Origin of the sequence: Pseudomonas vancouverensis (assembly GCF_004348895.1) — a bacterium.
Taxonomy (GTDB): domain Bacteria; phylum Pseudomonadota; class Gammaproteobacteria; order Pseudomonadales; family Pseudomonadaceae; genus Aquipseudomonas; species Aquipseudomonas vancouverensis.
In genome coordinates this window covers 292,597-311,999 of sequence record NZ_RRZK01000002.1, presented here as the reverse complement: position 1 = coordinate 311,999, position 19,403 = coordinate 292,597, and the positions used below count along the sequence as shown (strand labels likewise).

Below are 19,403 nucleotides of genomic sequence, written 5' to 3'. Positions count from 1 at the left end.
GATCAGATGTCCCAGATCAGGTTGACCGCGAAGTTGCGACCCGGCTGGGTCAGGCGATCGAGGTTGGCCGGTTGCGTCACCGAGGCTTCGCCGACGCTGTCGTAGCCGCGCACGTCATCCCACAGCCAGTACTTCTTGTCAGTCAGGTTGTAGACGCCGCCGCTGACGGTGACATCGTCAGTCACCTTGTAGAACGCGCTCATGTCCAGAACGCCGAAGCCCGGGGTCTTGAACTGAGTGCTGGTGCCGTCCGGGGTCTTGAACGTGGTGCTGTCGACGCGATCTTTTTTCTTCACCAGCGTCCAGCTGAGCAAGCCGCCGTAGTTGTCGTGGTCATAGCCGAGACCGAACACACCGGTCAGCGGGTTGACGCTGTTGAGCGGTTCGCCGCTGTCGTCATTGCGACCATAGGCATACGCCACCGAACCCTGGGTGTAGAGACCTTGTGGCGCGCCAAAGGCATCAAGGTTCAGACGTCCCTTGACCTCGGCACCCTTGATGGTGGCGTGCTTGATGTTGTTGCTCTGGAACGTGGTCTCGGTGTAGCCGGGGGTGATGGCGTTCTCGTCGATGAAGTCGCGATATTTGTTGTAGAACACCGCTACATCAAACGAGCCCTGCTCGAAGTTGCCGCGCAGACCTGTTTCGTAGCTTTTGCTTTTCTCCGGTTCGAGGTCCGGGTTGGGCGCTACCTGATAGCCGCCGGCGATGTTCTCGAATCGACCATAAAGAGCCTTGGCCGTCGGCGTACGGAAGCCTTCGGCGTATTGGCCGTACCAGGTGTAGTGATCGTTGAAGCTGTAGGTGGTGCCGAACTTCGGCGACAGGCGATGCCAGGTCTTGGTCTCGTCGCTGATGGAACCATTGCCGCTCTGGTCGGCGGTGGCCAGGAACTCGTCGGTGATGTGCGGCTTGAGTTCGGTGTAGTCGTAGCGGGCGCCGGGCAGGAAGGTCCAGTTACCCCAACTGATCTGATCCTGGGCGAACAGGCTGTAGCTGTTGATGGTCGGGTCCGGAAAGTCACTGGCCGGTGTCAGCGTGTCGCTGGCGCTTGGCGCACCGATCACCCGGCAGGTGCCGGCCACGGTCAGGCAGGTGCCGGTACCGGTACGCAGGCCGGTCACTTTGTCCTGCTTGATGGTGGTGCCGTAGGTCACCAGGTGATCGGTGTCGGCGATGACAAACGACTTGTCGGCCTGGGCATCGAACACCCACTGGCGATCCTTGTAGGTGGTGTCGCGGTTACGTAGCACGGTCCGCGACGGCGCGTAGATTTCCTCGGTGCTCTGGTCGGTCTTGGCGATCTGGTAGTTCAGCGACCACTTGATGTTGTCGGCCAGTGCGCTGTCCAGGCCGAAGCTGTGCTCCAGGCCAAAGCGTTCGCGGGTGATGGTGTCATTACCGCCGCGGGCCTTGTAGAAGCCGAAGCCGCGACCGGCGTTGAACGGGCCGCCCACGGCGCTCAACTGATTGGTGTCGCGGTCGTCCTTGTAGTGCTCGTAGGTCAGGCCCAGGCGTGCGTCGTCAGCGTAGTTCCAGCCCATTTTTGCCAGCACGCTGGTGGTGCGCACGTCTTCAGGGTTGGCCTCGGTGCGGTTCAAGCCGGTGCCGCCGGTTTCGCCGTAGGATTCGGTTTCATGACCGTTGCGCTGGCTGAGGTGCAGCAGGCCATCGAAGTCGCCGGTACGGCCGGCCACGGTGCCCGAGGTCAGCCAGCTTTCGTCAGCGGAGCTGTAGCCGGTTTTCAGGCGCGCGCCGACATCCTGGCCCGGCTTGATGATGTCGTCCGGGTCCAGGGTGTAGTAGCTGACGGCGCCGCCGATGGCGTTGCTGCCGTACAGGACCGAGGCCGGGCCGCGGAGGATTTCCACGCGCTTGACGATTTCCGGGTCGACATAGTTGCGGTTGGTCTGGGCATAGGGACCGTTGAAGAAGCCGTCTGGCACTTGCACGCCGTCGACCTGGGTCAACACGCGGTCGCCATCGATCCCGCGGATGTTGTAGCCGGTGATGCCGGCACGCTGGCCTGCGCCTCCCACCGAAACACCGGGCTCGTAGCGCACCAGTTCCTTGATGGTGTTGACGTTGTTGCGGTCCAGTTCTTCACGGGTGTGCACGGTGACGGTGCTCGGTACGCTGTTCACGCTCTGCTCGTTGCGGGTGGCGCTGATGGTCACCTGGTCCAGATTCAGGGCGCTGCTACCGCTGCGCTTTTCCAGCACGATGCTGTTGTTGCCCAGCTTGCGATAGCTCAGGTTGGTCCCCACCAGCAGGCGCTCCAGGGCTTTCTCCGGCGGCAGCGAGCCACGCACACCCGGCGAGGCGACACCTTGGGTCAGCTCCGACGACACGCCGACCTGCCAGCCGGTGACAGCGGTAAAGGCGTTGAGCGCCGAGACCAGCGACTGCTGAGGAATGGCGAAGGCGTAGTCGCCCATCTTGCGCGTCTGCTGTTCGGCAGCGGTGGCGGCCATCAGCGGTGCAGCGCCGGCCATCAGGATGGCAGCGGTCAGGAGTGACAGCACGCGGGAAGGTGAAGAGGTCTGGCGGGTGAGGCGAGAGGACATCGATAGCGCTCCGTGTCGCACGAATCTTTATAGGTGCTGATCGGCATGGTGAGATGCGAATCAATTGCATTGGCTATAACGAGACGAACGGGATTTCGCTATCGAGTAAAAATAATTCTCATTCAGTTCAAGATGACCAGCGCCGGGAATTCCTGCAGCCGTGCCGAAGTGATGTGTGCCAGTGAGCGCACCACGTCCAGCGGCTGGTCGAGGCGATAGTTGCCGGTCACGGCAATGTCGGCCAACTGCTCGTTGGTGTTGATGATCCAACCCGGGTAATAGCGACGCAGTTCCGCCAGCACCTGATTCAGCGGGCAGTTCTCGAACACCAGTCGCCCCTGGACCCAGGCCAGGTCGGTGGCGGCGTCGAGTTTGGCCGGGCGGTCGAAACCGTTGGGGCCGATGCGGATGCTTTCCCCGGCGGACAAGCGCACCCGCGCATCGTCCCGGGTCGCACGCAGATCGACATCGCCACGCTGCACCCGCACCTGTGCCACGCCATCGAGGTAGCGCACGGCAAACGCGGTGTCGTGAACGCTGGCGGTGATCGGGCCGACATCGATTTCCAGTGGCTGGCCGCGATTGGCCGGCACTTCGAAAAACGCCTCGCCCTGGTACAGGCGCGCAACGCGTTGTTTGTCGTTGATGGTGCTGGAGAAGGCTGAGTTGGTATTGAGCAGGACTTTCGAACCGTCCTCCAGTTGCAGGCGCTGGCGCTCACCGACCACGGTCAGGTGATCGGCCTGCAGGCGCATCGGCAGGTTGCTGAAACTGAACAGGCCGAGCAGCAGCACCGCAGCGGTGGCCAGGGGTTTCCAGTGCGGACGCAGTCGTGACAGTACGCTGATTTTCGCCGGGCGAGCGGCCAGGCTTTGCGCGCATTGCGCCACCTGCGGGCCGTCCCAGATCGCCTGGGCCTTGGCGAAGGCCTGGGCGTTCAACGGGTCGGCGTCGAGCCAGACGTGGAACTGCCGGGTCTGCTCCTCGTCAGGACAGCCGAGCACGATGAGCCAGTCCAACGCCTGGTCCATCGCGCTTGCGGGGTCCTGCGCCGGCGAAGGCTCAGGGGAGCGGTGATTGTCCGTCACGGTGTTTCCTCGGCAGTGTCTGTGCACGGCTGTTTTTTTTAGTGAAGCGTAAAAAGTCTGGGCAGGGTAGCAAAGCCCGATGATCAGTGCAGTCGGTGGGGAATGTTGCTGGTCAGTCAGCGTTCAGGCGATCGGCCACGCCAATGCAGATCGACATGATCAGCTTCAGCTCTTTTTGCACGGTGCTCAGGGACACGCTGAGTTCGTCGGCGATTTGCTGGTAGCTGTGTCCGTGCAGACGGCTGAGGATGAAGATTCGCTGTTGGCGGTTACTGAGCTCACTGAGGCTCACGTTCAGACGCTCCAGTAATTGTTCGGCGTGTGCGGCGTCTTCGGCGCTGCTGGTGGGGGCGGCGATGCTGTGCATCACCTCCTGCGGCACATCGTCGACCATGGTGCGCGAGTGGATGCGCCGCGCGCGCAAATGGTCCAGCGCCAGGTTGCGTGCGGTCTGGAAGACAAAGGGTTCAAGGTGATCGATGGCGCGCTCGCTCAGCGCCCGGGTCACGCGCAGGTAGGTTTCCTGCAGCAGGTCTTCGGCGGTGCTGTGGTTGTTGACCATCCGCTCCAGCGTGCGCAGCAGCGAGGTGCGCTGGGTGAGGAAAACATGATTGAAGCGCGACTGACTCACGGGAGAACCTGATCCATTTCGAGCGAATGATAATGCTTATCATCTGTGCGAGTGGTCAAGTCTTGATTTGTCAGCGCAATGTAAAGCCTACAAAACCTGTAGGCGCGAGCATGCTCCGGGCGGCGTTCCGACGATGGAGGTGGAAACAACGCGGGCTGTCTGGTGCCCCGCGTTATCGTTGACGTCCATCGCGAGCGTGCTCGCTCCTACAAGAGTGTTGTGGATTACTCCGCGTTGCACAACGCCAGGCAGTTATCGAGCATACGGTTGGAGAAGCCCCATTCGTTGTCGTACCAGGCCAGTACCTTGAGCAGTTTGCCGCTGGCCTTGGTGTGGTTGGCGTCGAAGATCGACGACAGCGGGTTGTGATTGAAGTCACTGGAAACCAGCGGCAGGGTGTTGTAGCCGAGAATCTTCGAGTGCTGGCTGGCTTCCTTCATCAGCGCATTGACCTCATCGGCCGAGGCTTCGCGCTTGAGCTGCACGGTCAGGTCCACCAGCGACACATTGATCACCGGTACACGCACGGCCATGCCGGTCAGCTTGCCCGCCAGTTCCGGCAGCACCAGGCCCACGGCTTCGGCCGCGCCGGTCTTGCTCGGGATCATGTTCTGGGTCGCCGAACGGGCGCGGTACGGGTCGGTGTGGTAGACGTCGGTCAGGTTCTGGTCGTTGGTGTAGGCATGGATGGTGGTCATCAAGCCGCTTTCGATGCCCAGCTCGCGGTGCAGCACCTGGGCCACCGGCGCCAGGCAGTTGGTGGTGCACGATGCGTTGGAAATGATCTGGTGCGACTGGCGCAGAATGTCGTGGTTCACCCCATAAACCACGGTGGCGTCGGCGCCTTTGGCCGGGGCCGAGATGATCACTTTGCGTGCGCCGGCCGTAATATGCGCGGCGGCTTTGGCGCGGTCGGTGAACAGGCCGGTGCATTCGAACACCACATCGATCTTTTCCGCAGCCCAGGGCAGGTCGGCCGGGTTGCGGATGGCACTTACCGAAATACGGTCGCCATTGACCGTGAGGCTTTCCTGATCGTGCTGGACATCCGCATCGAACGTGCCATGAACGGTGTCGTATTTCAGCAGATGTGCATTGATCGCGCTGTCGCCCAGGTCATTGATGGCGACGATTTGCAGATCCTGACGGTAGCCCTGGGTATAGAGTGCGCGCAGTACGTTACGGCCGATGCGGCCAAAGCCATTGATTGCGATTCGAAGAGTCATATACCTGCGCTACCGTCGTTTTGTTGTTGGAATTACAAGATTATTCGCAAAAAAATAGAAAACAAGCCTTTTTGATGGCAATATTTTGTTCAATCTACAACGAGCGACCTGAATCAACTGGTCCAACCGGTCAAAAAAACCGTCTGTCATTCCATCGACACCGGGCTTTGATCAGCATAGACAATCAGGTCGCCACATCCGTTAGCCTGGAGTTCTACACATGCATCCCCGCGTCCTTGAGGTCACCGAACGGCTTATCGCCCGCAGCCGCGCCACGCGCGAGGCCTACCTTGCGTTGATTCGCGGTGCGGCCAGCGACGGTCCGACACGCGGCAAGCTGCAATGCGCCAACTTCGCCCATGGCGTGGCCGGTTGCAGCAGCGACGACAAGCACAGCCTGCGGATGATGAACTCCGCCAACATCGCAATTGTTTCGTCATATAACGACATGCTCTCGGCGCACCAGCCGTACGAAGTCTTCCCCGAAATGATCAAGAAGGCCCTGCGCGAGATCGGTTCGGTCGGCCAGTTCGCCGGTGGCACCCCAGCCATGTGCGATGGCGTGACCCAGGGCGAGCCGGGCATGGAACTGAGCCTGCCAAGCCGTGAAGTAATCGCCTTGTCCACCGCCGTGGCCTTGTCCCACAACATGTTCGATGGCGCGCTGATGCTGGGGATCTGCGACAAGATCGTCCCGGGCCTGATGATGGGCGCGCTGCGCTTCGGCCATTTGCCGATGATCTTCGTCCCGGGCGGGCCGATGGTGTCGGGCATTTCCAACAAGCAGAAAGCCGACGTGCGCCAGAAGTACGCCGAAGGCAAGGCGACCCGCGAGGAGCTGCTGGAATCGGAGATGAAGTCCTACCACAGCCCCGGCACCTGTACTTTCTACGGCACGGCCAACACCAACCAGTTGCTGATGGAAGTCATGGGCCTGCACCTGCCGGGCGCGTCCTTCGTCAACCCGAACACGCCGCTGCGTGATGCCCTGACCCGTGAGGCGGCGCACCAGGTAACGCGCCTGACCAAACAGAACGGCCAGTTCATGCCGATCGGCGAAATCGTCGACGAACGTTCGCTGATCAACTCGATCGTCGCGCTCAACGCCACCGGCGGCTCGACCAACCACACCCTGCACATGCCGGCCATCGCCATGGCGGCGGGCATTCAACTGACCTGGCAGGACATGGCCGACCTCTCCGAAGTCGTGCCGACCCTGAGCCACGTCTATCCGAACGGCAAGGCCGACATCAACCACTTCCAGGCGGCGGGCGGCATGTCGTTCCTGATTCGCGAGCTGCTCGAAGCCGGCCTCCTCCACGAAAACGTCAACACCGTGATGGGCCATGGCCTGAGCCGCTACACCCAGGAGCCGTTCCTCGACAACGGCGAGCTGGTCTGGCGCGAAGGTGTGACCGACAGCCTCGACGAAAGCATTCTGCGCCCGGTCGCCCGTGCGTTCTCGGCGGAGGGTGGCCTGCGTGTGATGGAGGGCAACCTCGGTCGCGGCGTGATGAAGGTCTCGGCCGTGGCCCTGGAAAACCAGATCGTCGAAGCGCCGGCCATGGTGTTCCAGGATCAACAGGACCTGGCTGATGCGTTCAAGGCCGGTTTGCTGGAGAAGGACTTTGTCGCGGTGATGCGCTTCCAGGGCCCGCGCTCCAATGGCATGCCGGAGCTGCACAAGATGACGCCGTTCCTCGGCGTGTTGCAGGATCGCGGTTTCAAGGTGGCACTGGTGACGGACGGACGCATGTCCGGCGCCTCCGGGAAAATCCCGGCGGCCATCCACGTCAGTCCCGAAGCATTTGTGGGCGGTCCTTTGGCGCGGGTACAAGAGGGCGATATCATCCGCGTCGATGGCGTCAAAGGCACCCTGGAGCTTAAGGTGGACGCCGAAGAATTTGCAGCGCGTACGCCGGCCAAGGGTTTGTTGGGCAACAACATCGGCACCGGTCGCGAGCTGTTCGGTTTCATGCGCATGGCCTTCAGCTCGGCGGAGCAGGGCGCCAGCGCCTTCACTTCTGCCCTGGAGACGCTTAATTGAGACTGGCTTTGGTCGGTGACATCGGTGGCACCAACGCGCGTTTCGCGTTGTGGAAAAACCAGCAGCTGGAATCGGTCCAGGTGCTGGCGACGGCGGACCACGCCAGCCCCGAAGAGGCGATCAGTCTCTACCTGAGCGGGCTCGGCCTGGCGCCGGGTTCGATCGGCTCGGTGTGCCTGTCGGTGGCAGGTCCCGTGAGCGGCGACGAATTCCGCTTCACCAACAACCATTGGCGCCTGAGTCGCAAGGGTTTCTGCGCGACCTTGCAGGTCGATCAACTGCTGTTGGTCAATGATTTCTCGGCCATGGCCCTGGGCATGACCCGTTTGCAGCCGGGCGAATTCCGCGTGGTCTGCGAAGGCGCGCCGGAGCCGCTGCGCCCGGCGGTGGTAATCGGCCCGGGCACCGGCCTGGGCGTCGGCACCTTGCTCGACCTCGGCGATGGCCGCTTCGCCGCATTGCCGGGGGAGGGCGGTCACGTTGACCTGCCCCTGAGCAGCCCGCGCGAAACCCAGTTGTGGCAGCACATCTTCAATGAGATCGGCCATGTCAGTGCGGAAACCGCGTTGAGCGGCGGCGGCTTGCCGCGTGTCTACCGGGCGATCTGTGCGGTGGACGGGCATGCGCCGGTACTGGAAACGCCGGAAGCGATCACCGCGGCCGGCCTGGCAGGTGACCCGATTGCCCTGGAAGTCCTTGAGCAGTTCTGTTGCTGGCTCGGCCGTGTGGCCGGCAACAACGTGCTGACCACCGGTGGGCGCGGTGGCGTGTACATTGTCGGTGGCGTGATTCCGCGGTTTGCCGATTTCTTCGTGCAAAGCGGTTTCGCCCGTTGCTTCGCCGACAAGGGCTGCATGAGCGATTACTTCAAGGGGATACCGGTGTGGCTGGTGACGGCGCCGTATTCCGGGTTGATGGGGGCGGGTGTGGCGCTGGAGCAATCCAGCCTCGCTTGAAATGCCATCCCCTTGTGGGAGCGAGCTTGCTCGCGATGACGCTGGGTCAGTCAACAGAGATGTTGAATGTAAAAACGCCATCGCGAGCAAGCTCGCTCCCACATTGGTTCTGTGGTGTTTGTAAGATCAGCGCTAAGGCATAATCCGCACAATTCCAATATCAAGGACGCCGCCCCGTGAGCTCAGTCAACAAGTCGATTTTGTTGGTCGATGACGATCAGGAGATACGCGAGTTGCTGGACACCTACCTGACCCGTGCCGGGTTTCAGGTGCGTACCACGCCCGACGGCGCCGGTTTTCGCCAGGCCTTGAACGACGCGCCGAGCGATCTGGTGATCCTTGATGTGATGCTGCCGGACGAGGACGGCTTCAGCCTGTGTCGCTGGGTTCGCCAGCACCCACGCCAGGCACAAGTGCCGATCATCATGCTCACTGCCAGCTCCGATGAGGCCGATCGCGTGATTGGCCTGGAACTGGGGGCGGACGATTATCTCGGTAAACCCTTCAGCCCACGGGAACTGCAAGCGCGGATCAAGGCCCTGCTGCGCCGTGCCCAGTTCGGCCAGGAGCGCAGCGGCGGCGAAGTGCTTGCCTTCGATGACTGGCGCCTGGACATGGTCAGTCACCGCCTGTTCCACGTCGACGGCGAAGAAGTGATTCTCTCCGGCGCCGATTTCGCTTTGCTGAAACTGTTCCTCGATCACCCGCAGGAAATCCTCGACCGCGACACCATCGGCAACGCCACCCGCGGGCGCGACCTGATGCCGCTCGATCGTATCGTCGACATGGCGGTCAGCCGTCTGCGCCAACGCCTGCGCGACACGGAAAAGCCGCCACGGCTGATCCGCACCGTGCGTGGCAGTGGCTACCAACTGGCGGCCAATGTGGTTGCCGGCAATGGTCACTGAGTCGCTGCGCAAGTTCGCCGCCAAGGTGCCGATGCCACGTTCGCTGCTCGGGCGGATGTTGCTGCTGACCCTGCTCGCGGTGCTTTTCGCGCAAACCCTGTCGAGTGTGATCTGGGTCTCGCAACTGCGCGCTACACAGCTTGAAGGCCTGGTCACCAGTGCCCGCAGCCTGGCGCACTCGATGACCGCCAGCGTCAGTTACTTCCGTTCGCTGCCGGTGGCTTATCGCCCGCTGGTCCTCGATCAACTGCGCAGCATGGGCGGCACCCGCTTCGTGGTGACGCTCAACGACAAACCCCTGGGCATGGAAGTGCTGCCGACCACCCCGCGCAAAGCGGCGGTGATGAAAGCGGTGGACGAAGTGCTGCGTGAGTCCCTGGGCCATGACACCGATATCTCGGTCACCTTCGTCAGTCCGGAGGACCTGCGGATTTTCAATGCCGGCCTGAAGCTCGATGAACTGCCGCGCTCCTGGGCACACTACGCGCTGACACTGGAACCGGTGAACCCGCCGGTGCTGGTCACCCAGATCCAGATGGCGCCGGGCGAGTGGCTGTACATCGCCTCGTTGCTGCCCGAGCCCTACACCAGCCTGGAAGAACAAGGCCTGCCGGCGCAGCAGGTGTGGTTCATCGTCCTGACCAGTGGTTTTCTGTTGTTGTTCATCGGCCTGCTGGTGCATTGGCAGAGCCGGCCGCTCAAGCGATTGGCGCTGGCGGCACGGGATCTGTCCCTGGGTGCTGACGTCGAGCCGGTGGCGGAGGGCGGTGGCAGCGAGGTGGTGGAAGTGGGGCGTGCCTTCAACACCATGCGTGAGCGCATCAGCCGTTACCTGACTGAGCGCAGCCAGCTATTCAGTGCGATTTCCCACGACTTGCGCACACCGATCACCCGCCTGCGCTTGCGCGTGGAATTGCTCGAAGACGAAAAGCTGCAAGCCAAGTTCGGCCGCGACCTGGATGAGTTGGAGTTGCTGGTCAAGGGTGCGCTGCAGTGTGTGAAGGACACCGACATCCACGAGAATATCGAGCCGGTTGATCTCAACCATGTCCTGCACTGTCTGGTCGAACCTTACCTGGCGCCCACCGGCAACGGACGCGTGACCCAGGATGGTCGGGCACTGGCGGCGTACCCCGGCAAACCGCTGGCGCTCAAGCGTTGCATTGGCAACCTGATCGACAATGCCTTGAAGTACGGGCAGAACGCGCATCTGCATGTCGAAGACGACGAAAATGTGTTTGTGCTGCACGTCGACGATGAGGGGCCGGGCGTGCCGGAGCAGCGCCTGGAGCAGGTGTTCGAACCGCACTTTCGTCTGGCCGGGCAGCAGCAGGGCTATGGGTTGGGATTGGGCATTGCGCGCAATATTGCCCACAGCCATGGCGGCGAGGTGAGCTTGCAGAATCTGCGTGAGGGAGGCTTGCGCGTGACCCTGCAATTGCCTCGGGGTGTTGATTAAGCCTGAGCCTTACTCTTACCCATGTGGCGAGGGAGCTTGCTCCCGCTGGACTGCGCAGCAGGCCTTCTTTTTGGGTGCCGCGTCGCGCCACAACGGGAGCAAGCACCCTCGCCACAAATATCCCTCGCCACAACATTGGGTGATTGTCACTGAATGGTGACAAACCCCGTCCCCTTCGTTACAAGCCCGCCGCGGCCCGTTGTTTAGACTCCCCGCAGTCATAACAACAAAAAAGGCCACCCATGGATCACTTCCAACCTGCCTTCAACAGTTGGCTGAACGCGCCTGCCCACCAGCACTGGCTCGCCGCCGAAGGCCTGCGCCTGCTGGCGTTTGCCAAGGCATCGAAACTGCCTGAGGGCTTCGGCAACCTCGACGAAAAAGGTCGCCTCCCGGCCGACGCCCAGGCCGAAACCATGAACACCGCGCGCATGACCCACAGCTTCGCCATGGCGCACATCCAGGGCTTGCCGGGGTACGCCGAACTGGTCGATCACGGCATCGCAGCGCTGCGCGGGCCATTGCGCGATGCACTGCATGGCGGCTGGTTCGCCAGCGCCGGACATCGCGACGGCAACACCGGCAAGAACGCTTACCTGCATGCCTTCGTCGCCCTGGCGGCGAGTTCGGCGGTGGTGGCTCGACGCCCCGGCGCCCAGGCTTTGCTCGATGACGCCATCGACATCATCGACAGCTATTTCTGGAGCGAAGCCGAAGGCGCCATGCGCGAATCCTTCAATCGCGACTGGAGCGAAGAGGAAGCCTATCGCGGCGCCAACAGCAACATGCACGCCACCGAAGCCTTCCTTGCACTGGCGGATGTCACCGAAGACCCACGCTGGCTGGTACGGGCGCAACGCATCGTCGAGCGGATCATTCATGGCCACGCCGCCGCCAACGACTATTTGGTGATCGAGCATTTCGACCGCGACTGGCAACCCCTGCGCGAATACAACCACGACAATCCTGCCGATGGCTTCCGCCCTTACGGCACCACGCCCGGCCACGGTTTCGAGTGGGCGCGGTTGCTGCTGCACCTCGAAGCGGCGCGCGTACAGGCGGGCATGCTCACGCCCGGGTGGCTGGTCTGCGACGCGCAGAAACTCTTCGAAACCAATTGCCGGCACGGCTGGGATGTCGATGGCGCGCCGGGCATCGTCTACACCCTCGACTGGCACAACAAGGCCGTGGTGCGCCATCGGCTGCACTGGACCCATTGCGAAGCCAGCGCCACGGCCAGCGCGTTGCTCAAACGCACCGGCGATGCGCAATACGAAACCTGGTACCGCCAGTTCTGGGAGTTTTGCGAAACGCATTTCATCGACCGTTGTGATGGCAGCTGGCATCACGAGCTCAACCCGCAAAACATCCCGAGTGCCGATATCTGGGCAGGCAAACCCGACCTGTATCACGCCTGGCAGGCGCTGCTGATTCCTCGGCTACCCTTGTCGCCGAGTATGGCTTCGGCGCTGGCGCAATTGTCCCAGAGCCCTGCTACGTAACTGATCGTGTAACCATGTGGTGACATTTGCACGTCCCTTCGTTACCTGCGACGGGAATCCTGCTGTTTAAACTCTTGTGCAGCGCAAGCACCAGACTTGCATGCATAACAACAAGAAAGGTACATCTCAGATGAATGCGATTTCTCGCCTCGCTACTGTCATTTCTGTCGCCTCCCTGTTCCCGCTTGCTCTCCTGCCGCTCAGTGTGTCCGCCGCCGATTCCAAAGGTACGGTGGAAGTCGTGCATTGGTGGACGTCTGGTGGTGAAAAAGCGGCCGTTGATGTGCTCAAGGCCCAAGTCGAAAAAGACGGTTTCACCTGGAAAGACGGCGCCGTCGCAGGTGGTGGCGGTGCAACGGCAATGACCGTGCTGAAAAGCCGTGCCGTAGCCGGCAACCCGCCTGGCGTGGCCCAGATCAAGGGCCCGGACATCCAGGAATGGGCGTCGACCGGCCTGCTCGACACTGACGTCCTGAAAGATGTTTCCAAAGAAGAGAAGTGGGACAGCCTGCTCGACAAGAAAGTCTCCGATACCGTGAAGTACGACGGTGATTACGTGGCGGTGCCGGTGAACATTCACCGGGTTAACTGGCTGTGGATCAACCCGGAAGTCTTCAAGAAAGCCGGTATCACCAAGAACCCGACCACCCTTGAAGAATTCTACGCCGCCGGCGACAAGCTCAAGGCTGCAGGCTTCATCCCGCTGGCCCATGGCGGTCAGCCTTGGCAGGACAGCACTGTGTTCGAAGCCGTAGTGCTCTCGGTCATGGGGGTTGATGGCTACAAGAAAGCCCTGGTCGACCTGGACAACAAGGCGCTGACTGGTCCGGAAATGATCAAGGCGCTGACCGAGCTGAAGAAAGTCGCGACCTACATGGACGTCGACGGCAAGGGTCAGGACTGGAACCTGGAAGCGGCCAAGGTCATCAACGGCAAGGCCGGCATGCAGATCATGGGTGACTGGGCCAAGTCCGAATGGACTGCCGCGAAGAAAGTCGCCGGCAAGGACTACGAGTGCGTAGCGTTCCCGGGTACCGACAAGGCGTTCACCTACAACATCGACTCGCTGGCCGTGTTCAAGCAGAAAGACAAAGGCACCGCTGCCGGTCAGCAGGACATCGCCAAAGTGGTGCTGGGCGAGAACTTCCAGAAAGTCTTCAGCATCAACAAGGGCTCGATCCCGGTGCGTAACGACATGCTCGCCGACATGGGCAAGTACGGTTTCGACTCCTGCGCCCAGACCGCGGCCAAGGACTTTCTGGCGGACGCCAAGTCCGGCGGCCTGCAACCGAGCATGGCGCACAACATGGCGACCACGCTGGCAGTGCAGGGCGCGTTCTTTGACGTAGTCACCAACTACATCAACGACCCGAAAGCCGACCCGGCCGATGCGGCCAAGAAACTGGGTGCGGCGATTCAGTCGGCCAAATAACCGGTAGCACCATCGGCCCCTCCTTTGGGAACGGGCTTGCTCGCGAAGGCGACGTGTCAGTCGCTCCATCCGTCGTCTGATACACCGCTCTCGCGAGCAAGCCCACACCCACAAGGGATGTCACTGTAGTTTCAATTCCCTGTACTGGATTTTCCCATGAGTTCTGTTGCTGTGTTCAGCAAGGCCTCGCCGTTCGATGCATTGCAGCGTTGGCTCCCGAAACTGGTGCTGGCGCCGAGCATGTTCATCGTTCTGGTGGGCTTCTATGGCTACATCCTGTGGACGTTCGTTCTGTCGTTCACCACCTCGACCTTCCTGCCGAATTACAAATGGGCAGGCCTGGCGCAATACGCCCGTCTGTTCGACAACGACCGTTGGTGGGTGGCGAGCAAGAACCTGGCCGTGTTCGGCGGCATGTTCATCGGCATCACCCTGGTGATCGGCGTGACACTGGCGATTTTTCTCGACCAGAAAATCCGCCGCGAAGGCTTCATCCGCACCATCTACCTGTACCCGATGGCGCTCTCGATGATCGTCACCGGTACCGCCTGGAAATGGCTGCTCAACCCGGGCATGGGCCTGGACAAATTGTTGCGTGACTGGGGCTGGGAAGGCTTCCGCCTGGACTGGCTGATCGACCCGGATCGCGTGGTCTATTGCCTGGTGATTGCCGCGGTCTGGCAAGCCTCGGGCTTCATCATGGCGATGTTCCTCGCCGGCCTGCGTGGCGTTGATCAATCGATCATCCGCGCCGCGCAGATCGACGGCGCTAGCATGCCGACCATCTACTGGAAGGTGGTGTTGCCGAGCCTGCGTCCGGTGTTCTTCAGTGCCGTGATGATCCTGGCGCACATCGCGATCAAGAGTTTTGACCTGGTGGCGGCGATGACCGCCGGTGGCCCGGGTTACTCCTCCGATTTGCCGGCGATGTTCATGTATTCCTTCACCTTCAGTCGCGGCCAGATGGGCATGGGCTCGGCCAGTGCGATTCTGATGCTCGGTGCGATTCTCGCGATCATCGTGCCTTACCTGTACTCCGAGCTGAGGACCAAGCGTCATGACTAGTCTCGCTGCCAAACCACCCCTGAGCCTGAGCCGCATCGCGATCTACGCGGTGCTGATTCTCGCCGTCCTGCTGTACCTGATTCCGCTGGTCGTCATGCTGCTGACCAGCTTCAAGACCCCGGAAGACATCAGCACCGGCAACCTGCTGAGCTGGCCGACCGTGGTCACCGGCATCGGCTGGATCAAGGCCTGGGCCACGGTCGACGGTTACTTCTGGAACTCGATCAAGATCACCGTTCCGGCGGTCGTCATCTCCACCGCCATCGGTGCGTTGAACGGCTACGTGCTGTCGTTCTGGCGCTTCCGCGGTTCGCAGCTGTTCTTCGGTTTGCTGTTGTTCGGCTGCTTCCTGCCGTTCCAGACCGTGCTGCTGCCGGCATCGTTCACCCTCGGCAAGATGGGCCTGGCGAGCACCACCACTGGCCTGGTGTTCATCCATGTGGTCTACGGCCTGGCGTTCACCACGCTGTTTTTCCGTAACTACTACGTGAGCATTCCGGATGCGCTGATCAAGGCCGCACGCCTGGACGGTGCGGGGTTCTTCACCATCTTCCGCATGATCATCCTGCCGATGTCGACGCCGATCATCATGGTTTGCCTGATCTGGCAGTTCACTCAGATCTGGAACGACTTCCTGTTCGGTGTGGTGTTCTCCAGCGGCGACTCGCAACCGATCACGGTGGCGCTGAACAACCTGGTCAACACCAGCACCGGGGCCAAGGAATACAACGTTGATATGGCAGCGGCGATGATCGCCGGGCTGCCGACCCTGCTGGTCTATGTGGTCGCAGGCAAGTATTTCGTGCGCGGGCTGACGGCCGGCGCAGTCAAGGGGTAATCATGGCAACGCTCGAACTTCGCAACGTAAACAAGACCTACGGTGCCGGCCTGCCGGACACCCTGAAGAACATCGAACTGTCGATCAAGGACGGTGAGTTCCTGATCCTTGTCGGGCCATCGGGCTGCGGCAAGTCGACCCTGATGAACTGCATCGCCGGCCTGGAAACCATCACCGGCGGCGCGATCATGATCGGCGACCAGGACGTCAGCGGCATGAGCCCGAAGGATCGTGACATCGCCATGGTGTTCCAGTCCTACGCGCTGTACCCGACCATGAGCGTGCGCGAGAACATCGAGTTCGGCCTGAAGATTCGCAAGATGAGCCAGTCGGCGATCGACGAAGAAGTCGCGCGCGTGGCCAAGTTGTTGCAGATCGAACACCTGCTCAATCGCAAGCCTGGCCAGCTCTCCGGCGGTCAGCAGCAGCGTGTGGCGATGGGGCGTGCCCTGGCGCGGCGGCCGAAGATCTATTTGTTCGACGAACCGCTGTCCAACCTCGACGCCAAGCTGCGGGTCGAGATGCGCACCGAAATGAAACTGATGCACCAGCGCCTGAAGACCACCACCGTCTACGTGACCCACGACCAGATCGAAGCGATGACCCTAGGCGACAAGGTGGCGGTGATGAAGGACGGCATCATCCAGCAGTTCGGCACGCCGAAAGAGATCTACAACGATCCGGCCAACCTGTTCGTGGCGAGCTTCATCGGTTCGCCGCCGATGAACTTCATCCCCCTGCGATTGCAGCGCAAGGACGGTCGTCTGTTGGCACTGCTCGACAGCGGCCAGGCCCGTTGTGAGCTGCCGATGGGCATGCAGGACGCAGGACTGGAAGATCGCGAAGTGATCCTCGGCCTGCGCCCTGAGCAGATCGTACTGGCGAACGGCGAAGGCAATGGCCTGCCGAGCATCAAGGCGGAAGTCCAGGTCACCGAGCCAACAGGTCCGGACACGCTGGTTTTCGTCAACCTCAATGACACCAAGGTCTGCTGCCGCCTGGCACCGGACGTGGCGCCGGCCGTGGGCGAAACCCTGACCCTGCAATTCGATCCGTCAAAAGTGCTGCTGTTCGATGCCAAGACCGGTGAGCGTCTGGGTGTGGCCGGCACGGCGAAAGCCGAGGCGCACAGTGCCAATGTCGCCCAGTTCAAGGGCCGCTGAAGATCAAAGGTGGGAGCAAACCTGCTCCCACTGGGGGATTTGCGTTGGATGCAGACATCCTTCGCACCTGATGTAACCGCGTTGGAAACGTAAAAGTTAATAACAATAAAACGAGGATGTAGGGATGAAGATGAAGAACAAGGCCCGGTTGATCTGCCAAGTGTCAGCCGCGGCAGCACTGGTCCTGGCCGGCAATGCCATGGCCGATGAAGCGTTCAGCTCCGACTCCAAGTGGATGACGGGCGATTGGGGTGGCGAGCGTACCAAGCTGATCGAGCAGGGTATCGACATCAAGATGGATTACGTCGGTGAAGTCGGCGGCAACCTGCATGGCGGCTTCAACGATGACAAGACCGCGCGCTACAGCGACCAGTTTGGTCTGGGCGCGGCGCTGGACCTGCAAAAACTGCTGGGCTGGGACAACACCCAGGCCAAGATCCAGCTGACCAACCGTAACGGCGAAAACATCTCCAACGACCGCATTGGCGATCCGCGTGCCGGCACCCTGAGTTCCTCGCAAGAGGTCTATGGCCGTGGGCACATGGTCCGCTTGACCCAGTTGTGGATTCAGCACCAGTTCTTCGACAACAAGCTGGACGTCAAGGCCGGTTACTTCGGTGAAGGCGAAGACTTCAACACCTTCCCGTGCGAATTCCAGAACCTGGCGTTCTGCGGCTCCCAGGTGGGTAACTGGGCGACCAACATCTGGTACAACTGGCCGGTCAGCCAGGCGGCGCTGCGCATCAAGTACAACATCAACGACGAGCTCTACGCGCAGATCGGCGCGTACAACCAGAACCCGTCGCAGCTGGAACACGGCAACGGCTTCAAGCTGAGCGGTAGCGGCACTGCCGGTACTGTATTGCCGGTCGAGCTGGTCTGGTCGCCGAAGGTCAACAGCCTGCCAGGCGAATACCGCGTCGGTTACTACAAGAGCACCGCGCCTGCCGATGACGTGCTCGAAGACGACAACGGTCAGAACGCTGCAACCAGCGGCAACCCGTATCGCGTCCACGACAGCAAGCACGGCTACTGGTTTGTCGCTCAGCAGCAACTCACCAGCCACAATGGCGATGCTTCTCGCGGCCTGAACATTGCGGCCAACGCGACCTTCCACGACAAGGACACCAACTTCATCGACAACTACCAGTCGTTGATGTTCGTGTACAAAGGTCCGTTCGATGCGCGTCCGAAAGACGACGTCGGCATCGGTTTCGCGCGCATTCACGTTAACGACGACGTGAAGAAAAACGCCGAACTGGTCAACGCTTCCAATGGAGTCTCGGACTACGACAACCCGGTGTTCTCGCCTATTCGTGAAACCGAATACAACTACGAGATCAACTACGGTTTCCACGTCACCAACTGGCTGACCGTGCGTCCAAACCTGCAGTACATCACTCACCCGGGTGGTGTGGATGAAGTCGACAACGCGCTGGTGGCCGGCCTGAAAATTCAGTCGGTGTTCTGACGGGTCTGCGATAAGCTTCTCTCCATGTGCGCATTTTTGCGGACAGCCCAGGCTGTCCGCTTTTTTTTGGGGTGGCGCACCCCGGCAAAGATGATTTTCAGGACCGTGGCACATGCTTGAGCATCCGCTACAACGCTTCTTCAAATCCCTGCGCGAACGTCCGGTGTTTGCCTGGGAACGCTATCAGACCCGCGACGTGCTGGTGATCGATCATCCGCTGTGCCAGGCGGTGTTCAGTCGTCAGGGCGCGCAGTTGTTGCACTTCCAGCCCAAGGGTCAGAAACCCTGGTTGTGGTGTGCGGCGAAGTGGCCGCAGGTCGGCGCCATTCGTGGTGGCGTGCCGGTGTGCTGGCCTTGGTATGGGCGTCATCCGAGTGAAAACGCCTGGCCGTCCCATGGCTGGGCACGCCTGCTCGACTGGAAGCTGCTCGACAGCCGCAGTGAGGACGACGGCGTGCATTTGCACTGGCAGTTGAAGCTGTGTGATTGGCAGGTCGACCTGCATGCGCACCTGGGCGAACGCATGGATCTGCGCTTGAGTACCGAGCATCAGGACGACATGCCGTGCCAGTTGAGCCAGGCCTTGCACGCTTACTGGCGTATTGGTGACGTTGGTGAGGTAGCGCTGTCTGGCCTCGAAGGCGCACAGGGTTATGACCAGTTGAGCCGTCAGGTTTGCCAGCAGGAAGGCGAGTTGCGCGTCGATGGCGGCTGTCAGCGAGTGTTCCAGCATGACGGCGAATTGCAGCTCAACGACCATGCCTGGCAGCGGGCGTTGTGCATCGATACCGGGGAGACGGCGGACACCGTGGTCTGGCATCCGGGGACACGGCCGTTGTTGGGCGTGACTTGGGATGAGATCTCGGAGTTTGTCTGTGTTGAAGCGGCGGCGGGGGGGACCGACAGCCTGCATTTGGCGCCGGGGGAGAAGGCGCATTTGAGTTTGCAGGCTTGGGTGGGTGCTTGAGTGTGTCAGTTGAATCGCTGCCCTCACCCTAACCCTCTCCCGGAGGGAGAGGGGACTGACCGAGTTGAATTGGCTATGTACAT

General features: G+C 61.3%; 15 protein-coding genes. 11 read left to right on the top strand and 4 right to left on the bottom strand.

Going from position 1 to position 19,403, the window contains the following annotated elements; genetic code table 11:
- Positions 1-2 precede the first annotated feature (2 nt).
- The 4 genes from EIY72_RS01700 to gap form a co-directional block, all read right to left on the bottom strand.
- Complete coding sequence (locus EIY72_RS01700) at positions 3-2,567, bottom strand: TonB-dependent receptor (RefSeq protein WP_093226154.1); 2,565 nt, start codon at positions 2,565-2,567, stop codon at positions 3-5.
- A 122-nt stretch (positions 2,568-2,689) separates the two neighbouring features.
- Entirely contained in the window at positions 2,690-3,655 is a 966-nt protein-coding gene (locus EIY72_RS01695; RefSeq protein WP_093226152.1) for a FecR family protein, read from the bottom strand.
- Between the two features lie 112 nt (positions 3,656-3,767).
- A complete protein-coding gene (locus EIY72_RS01690; RefSeq protein ID WP_093226150.1) occupies positions 3,768-4,286 on the bottom strand; it encodes an RNA polymerase sigma factor in 519 nt (172 codons plus the stop codon).
- Between the two features lie 224 nt (positions 4,287-4,510).
- Entirely contained in the window at positions 4,511-5,512 is a 1,002-nt protein-coding gene (gene gap, locus EIY72_RS01685) for a type I glyceraldehyde-3-phosphate dehydrogenase (RefSeq protein ID WP_093226148.1), read from the bottom strand.
- 220 nt (positions 5,513-5,732) lie between these two features.
- Here gap and edd point away from each other — a divergent pair, with 220 nt between their 5' ends.
- The 11 genes from edd to EIY72_RS01630 all read left to right on the top strand — a co-directional run bounded on the left by edd (position 5,733) and on the right by EIY72_RS01630 (position 19,320).
- A complete protein-coding gene (edd, locus tag EIY72_RS01680) occupies positions 5,733-7,559 on the top strand; it encodes a phosphogluconate dehydratase (protein ID WP_093226145.1) in 1,827 nt (608 codons plus the stop codon).
- Positions 7,556-8,515 carry a glucokinase gene (locus EIY72_RS01675; RefSeq protein WP_093226143.1) on the top strand — a complete coding sequence of 320 codons (960 nt, stop codon included), beginning with the start codon at positions 7,556-7,558 and terminating at the stop codon, positions 8,513-8,515. The genes edd and EIY72_RS01675 overlap by 4 nt, the downstream gene beginning before the upstream one ends.
- 176 nt (positions 8,516-8,691) lie before the next feature.
- A complete protein-coding gene (locus tag EIY72_RS01670; RefSeq protein WP_093226141.1) occupies positions 8,692-9,423 on the top strand; it encodes a response regulator in 732 nt (243 codons plus the stop codon).
- Positions 9,413-10,882 carry an ATP-binding protein gene (locus EIY72_RS01665; RefSeq protein WP_093226139.1) on the top strand — a complete coding sequence of 490 codons (1,470 nt, stop codon included), beginning with the start codon at positions 9,413-9,415 and terminating at the stop codon, positions 10,880-10,882. Before EIY72_RS01670 ends, EIY72_RS01665 begins: the two co-directional genes overlap by 11 nt.
- A 242-nt stretch (positions 10,883-11,124) precedes the next feature.
- A complete protein-coding gene (locus tag EIY72_RS01660; protein ID WP_093226137.1) occupies positions 11,125-12,384 on the top strand; it encodes a D-mannose isomerase in 1,260 nt (419 codons plus the stop codon).
- A 130-nt stretch (positions 12,385-12,514) separates the two neighbouring features.
- Positions 12,515-13,816, top strand: a complete 1,302-nt coding sequence (locus EIY72_RS01655; RefSeq protein WP_093226135.1) for an ABC transporter substrate-binding protein — start codon at positions 12,515-12,517, stop codon at positions 13,814-13,816.
- Positions 13,817-13,972: 156 nt separating this feature from the next.
- Entirely contained in the window at positions 13,973-14,881 is a 909-nt protein-coding gene (locus tag EIY72_RS01650) for a carbohydrate ABC transporter permease (RefSeq protein ID WP_093226133.1), read from the top strand.
- Complete coding sequence (locus tag EIY72_RS01645) at positions 14,874-15,719, top strand: carbohydrate ABC transporter permease (protein WP_093226130.1); 846 nt, start codon at positions 14,874-14,876, stop codon at positions 15,717-15,719. Before EIY72_RS01650 ends, EIY72_RS01645 begins: the two co-directional genes overlap by 8 nt.
- Positions 15,720-15,721: 2 nt before the next feature.
- The gene (locus EIY72_RS01640; protein ID WP_093226127.1) at positions 15,722-16,882 is read left to right on the top strand and encodes an ABC transporter ATP-binding protein; all 1,161 of its coding nucleotides are present in this window, start codon (positions 15,722-15,724) and stop codon (positions 16,880-16,882) included.
- Positions 16,883-17,006: 124 nt separating this feature from the next.
- Positions 17,007-18,353 carry a carbohydrate porin gene (locus EIY72_RS01635; RefSeq protein WP_093226124.1) on the top strand — a complete coding sequence of 449 codons (1,347 nt, stop codon included), beginning with the start codon at positions 17,007-17,009 and terminating at the stop codon, positions 18,351-18,353.
- 112 nt (positions 18,354-18,465) lie between these two features.
- On the top strand, positions 18,466-19,320 hold the full coding sequence (locus EIY72_RS01630) for a D-hexose-6-phosphate mutarotase (RefSeq protein ID WP_093226121.1): 855 nt from the start codon (positions 18,466-18,468) through the stop codon (positions 19,318-19,320).
- The last annotated feature ends 83 nt before the right edge of the window (positions 19,321-19,403 follow it).

Excerpts from the sequence above, each read along its gene's own strand:
- EIY72_RS01660 (WP_093226137.1), top strand. The coding sequence starts at position 11,125 with ATGGATCACTTCCAACCTGCCTTCAACAGTTGGCTGAACGCGCCTGCC.
- EIY72_RS01650 (WP_093226133.1), top strand. The coding sequence starts at position 13,973 with ATGAGTTCTGTTGCTGTGTTCAGCAAGGCCTCGCCGTTCGATGCATTG.
- EIY72_RS01640 (WP_093226127.1), top strand. The coding sequence starts at position 15,722 with ATGGCAACGCTCGAACTTCGCAACGTAAACAAGACCTACGGTGCCGGC.
- edd (WP_093226145.1), top strand. The coding sequence starts at position 5,733 with ATGCATCCCCGCGTCCTTGAGGTCACCGAACGGCTTATCGCCCGCAGC.
- EIY72_RS01700 (WP_093226154.1), bottom strand. The coding sequence starts at position 2,567 with ATGTCCTCTCGCCTCACCCGCCAGACCTCTTCACCTTCCCGCGTGCTG.
- gap (WP_093226148.1), bottom strand. The coding sequence starts at position 5,512 with ATGACTCTTCGAATCGCAATCAATGGCTTTGGCCGCATCGGCCGTAAC.
- EIY72_RS01645 (WP_093226130.1), top strand. The coding sequence starts at position 14,874 with ATGACTAGTCTCGCTGCCAAACCACCCCTGAGCCTGAGCCGCATCGCG.
- EIY72_RS01630 (WP_093226121.1), top strand. The coding sequence starts at position 18,466 with ATGCTTGAGCATCCGCTACAACGCTTCTTCAAATCCCTGCGCGAACGT.
- EIY72_RS01635 (WP_093226124.1), top strand. The coding sequence starts at position 17,007 with ATGAAGATGAAGAACAAGGCCCGGTTGATCTGCCAAGTGTCAGCCGCG.
- EIY72_RS01655 (WP_093226135.1), top strand. The coding sequence starts at position 12,515 with ATGAATGCGATTTCTCGCCTCGCTACTGTCATTTCTGTCGCCTCCCTG.
- EIY72_RS01665 (WP_093226139.1), top strand. The coding sequence starts at position 9,413 with ATGGTCACTGAGTCGCTGCGCAAGTTCGCCGCCAAGGTGCCGATGCCA.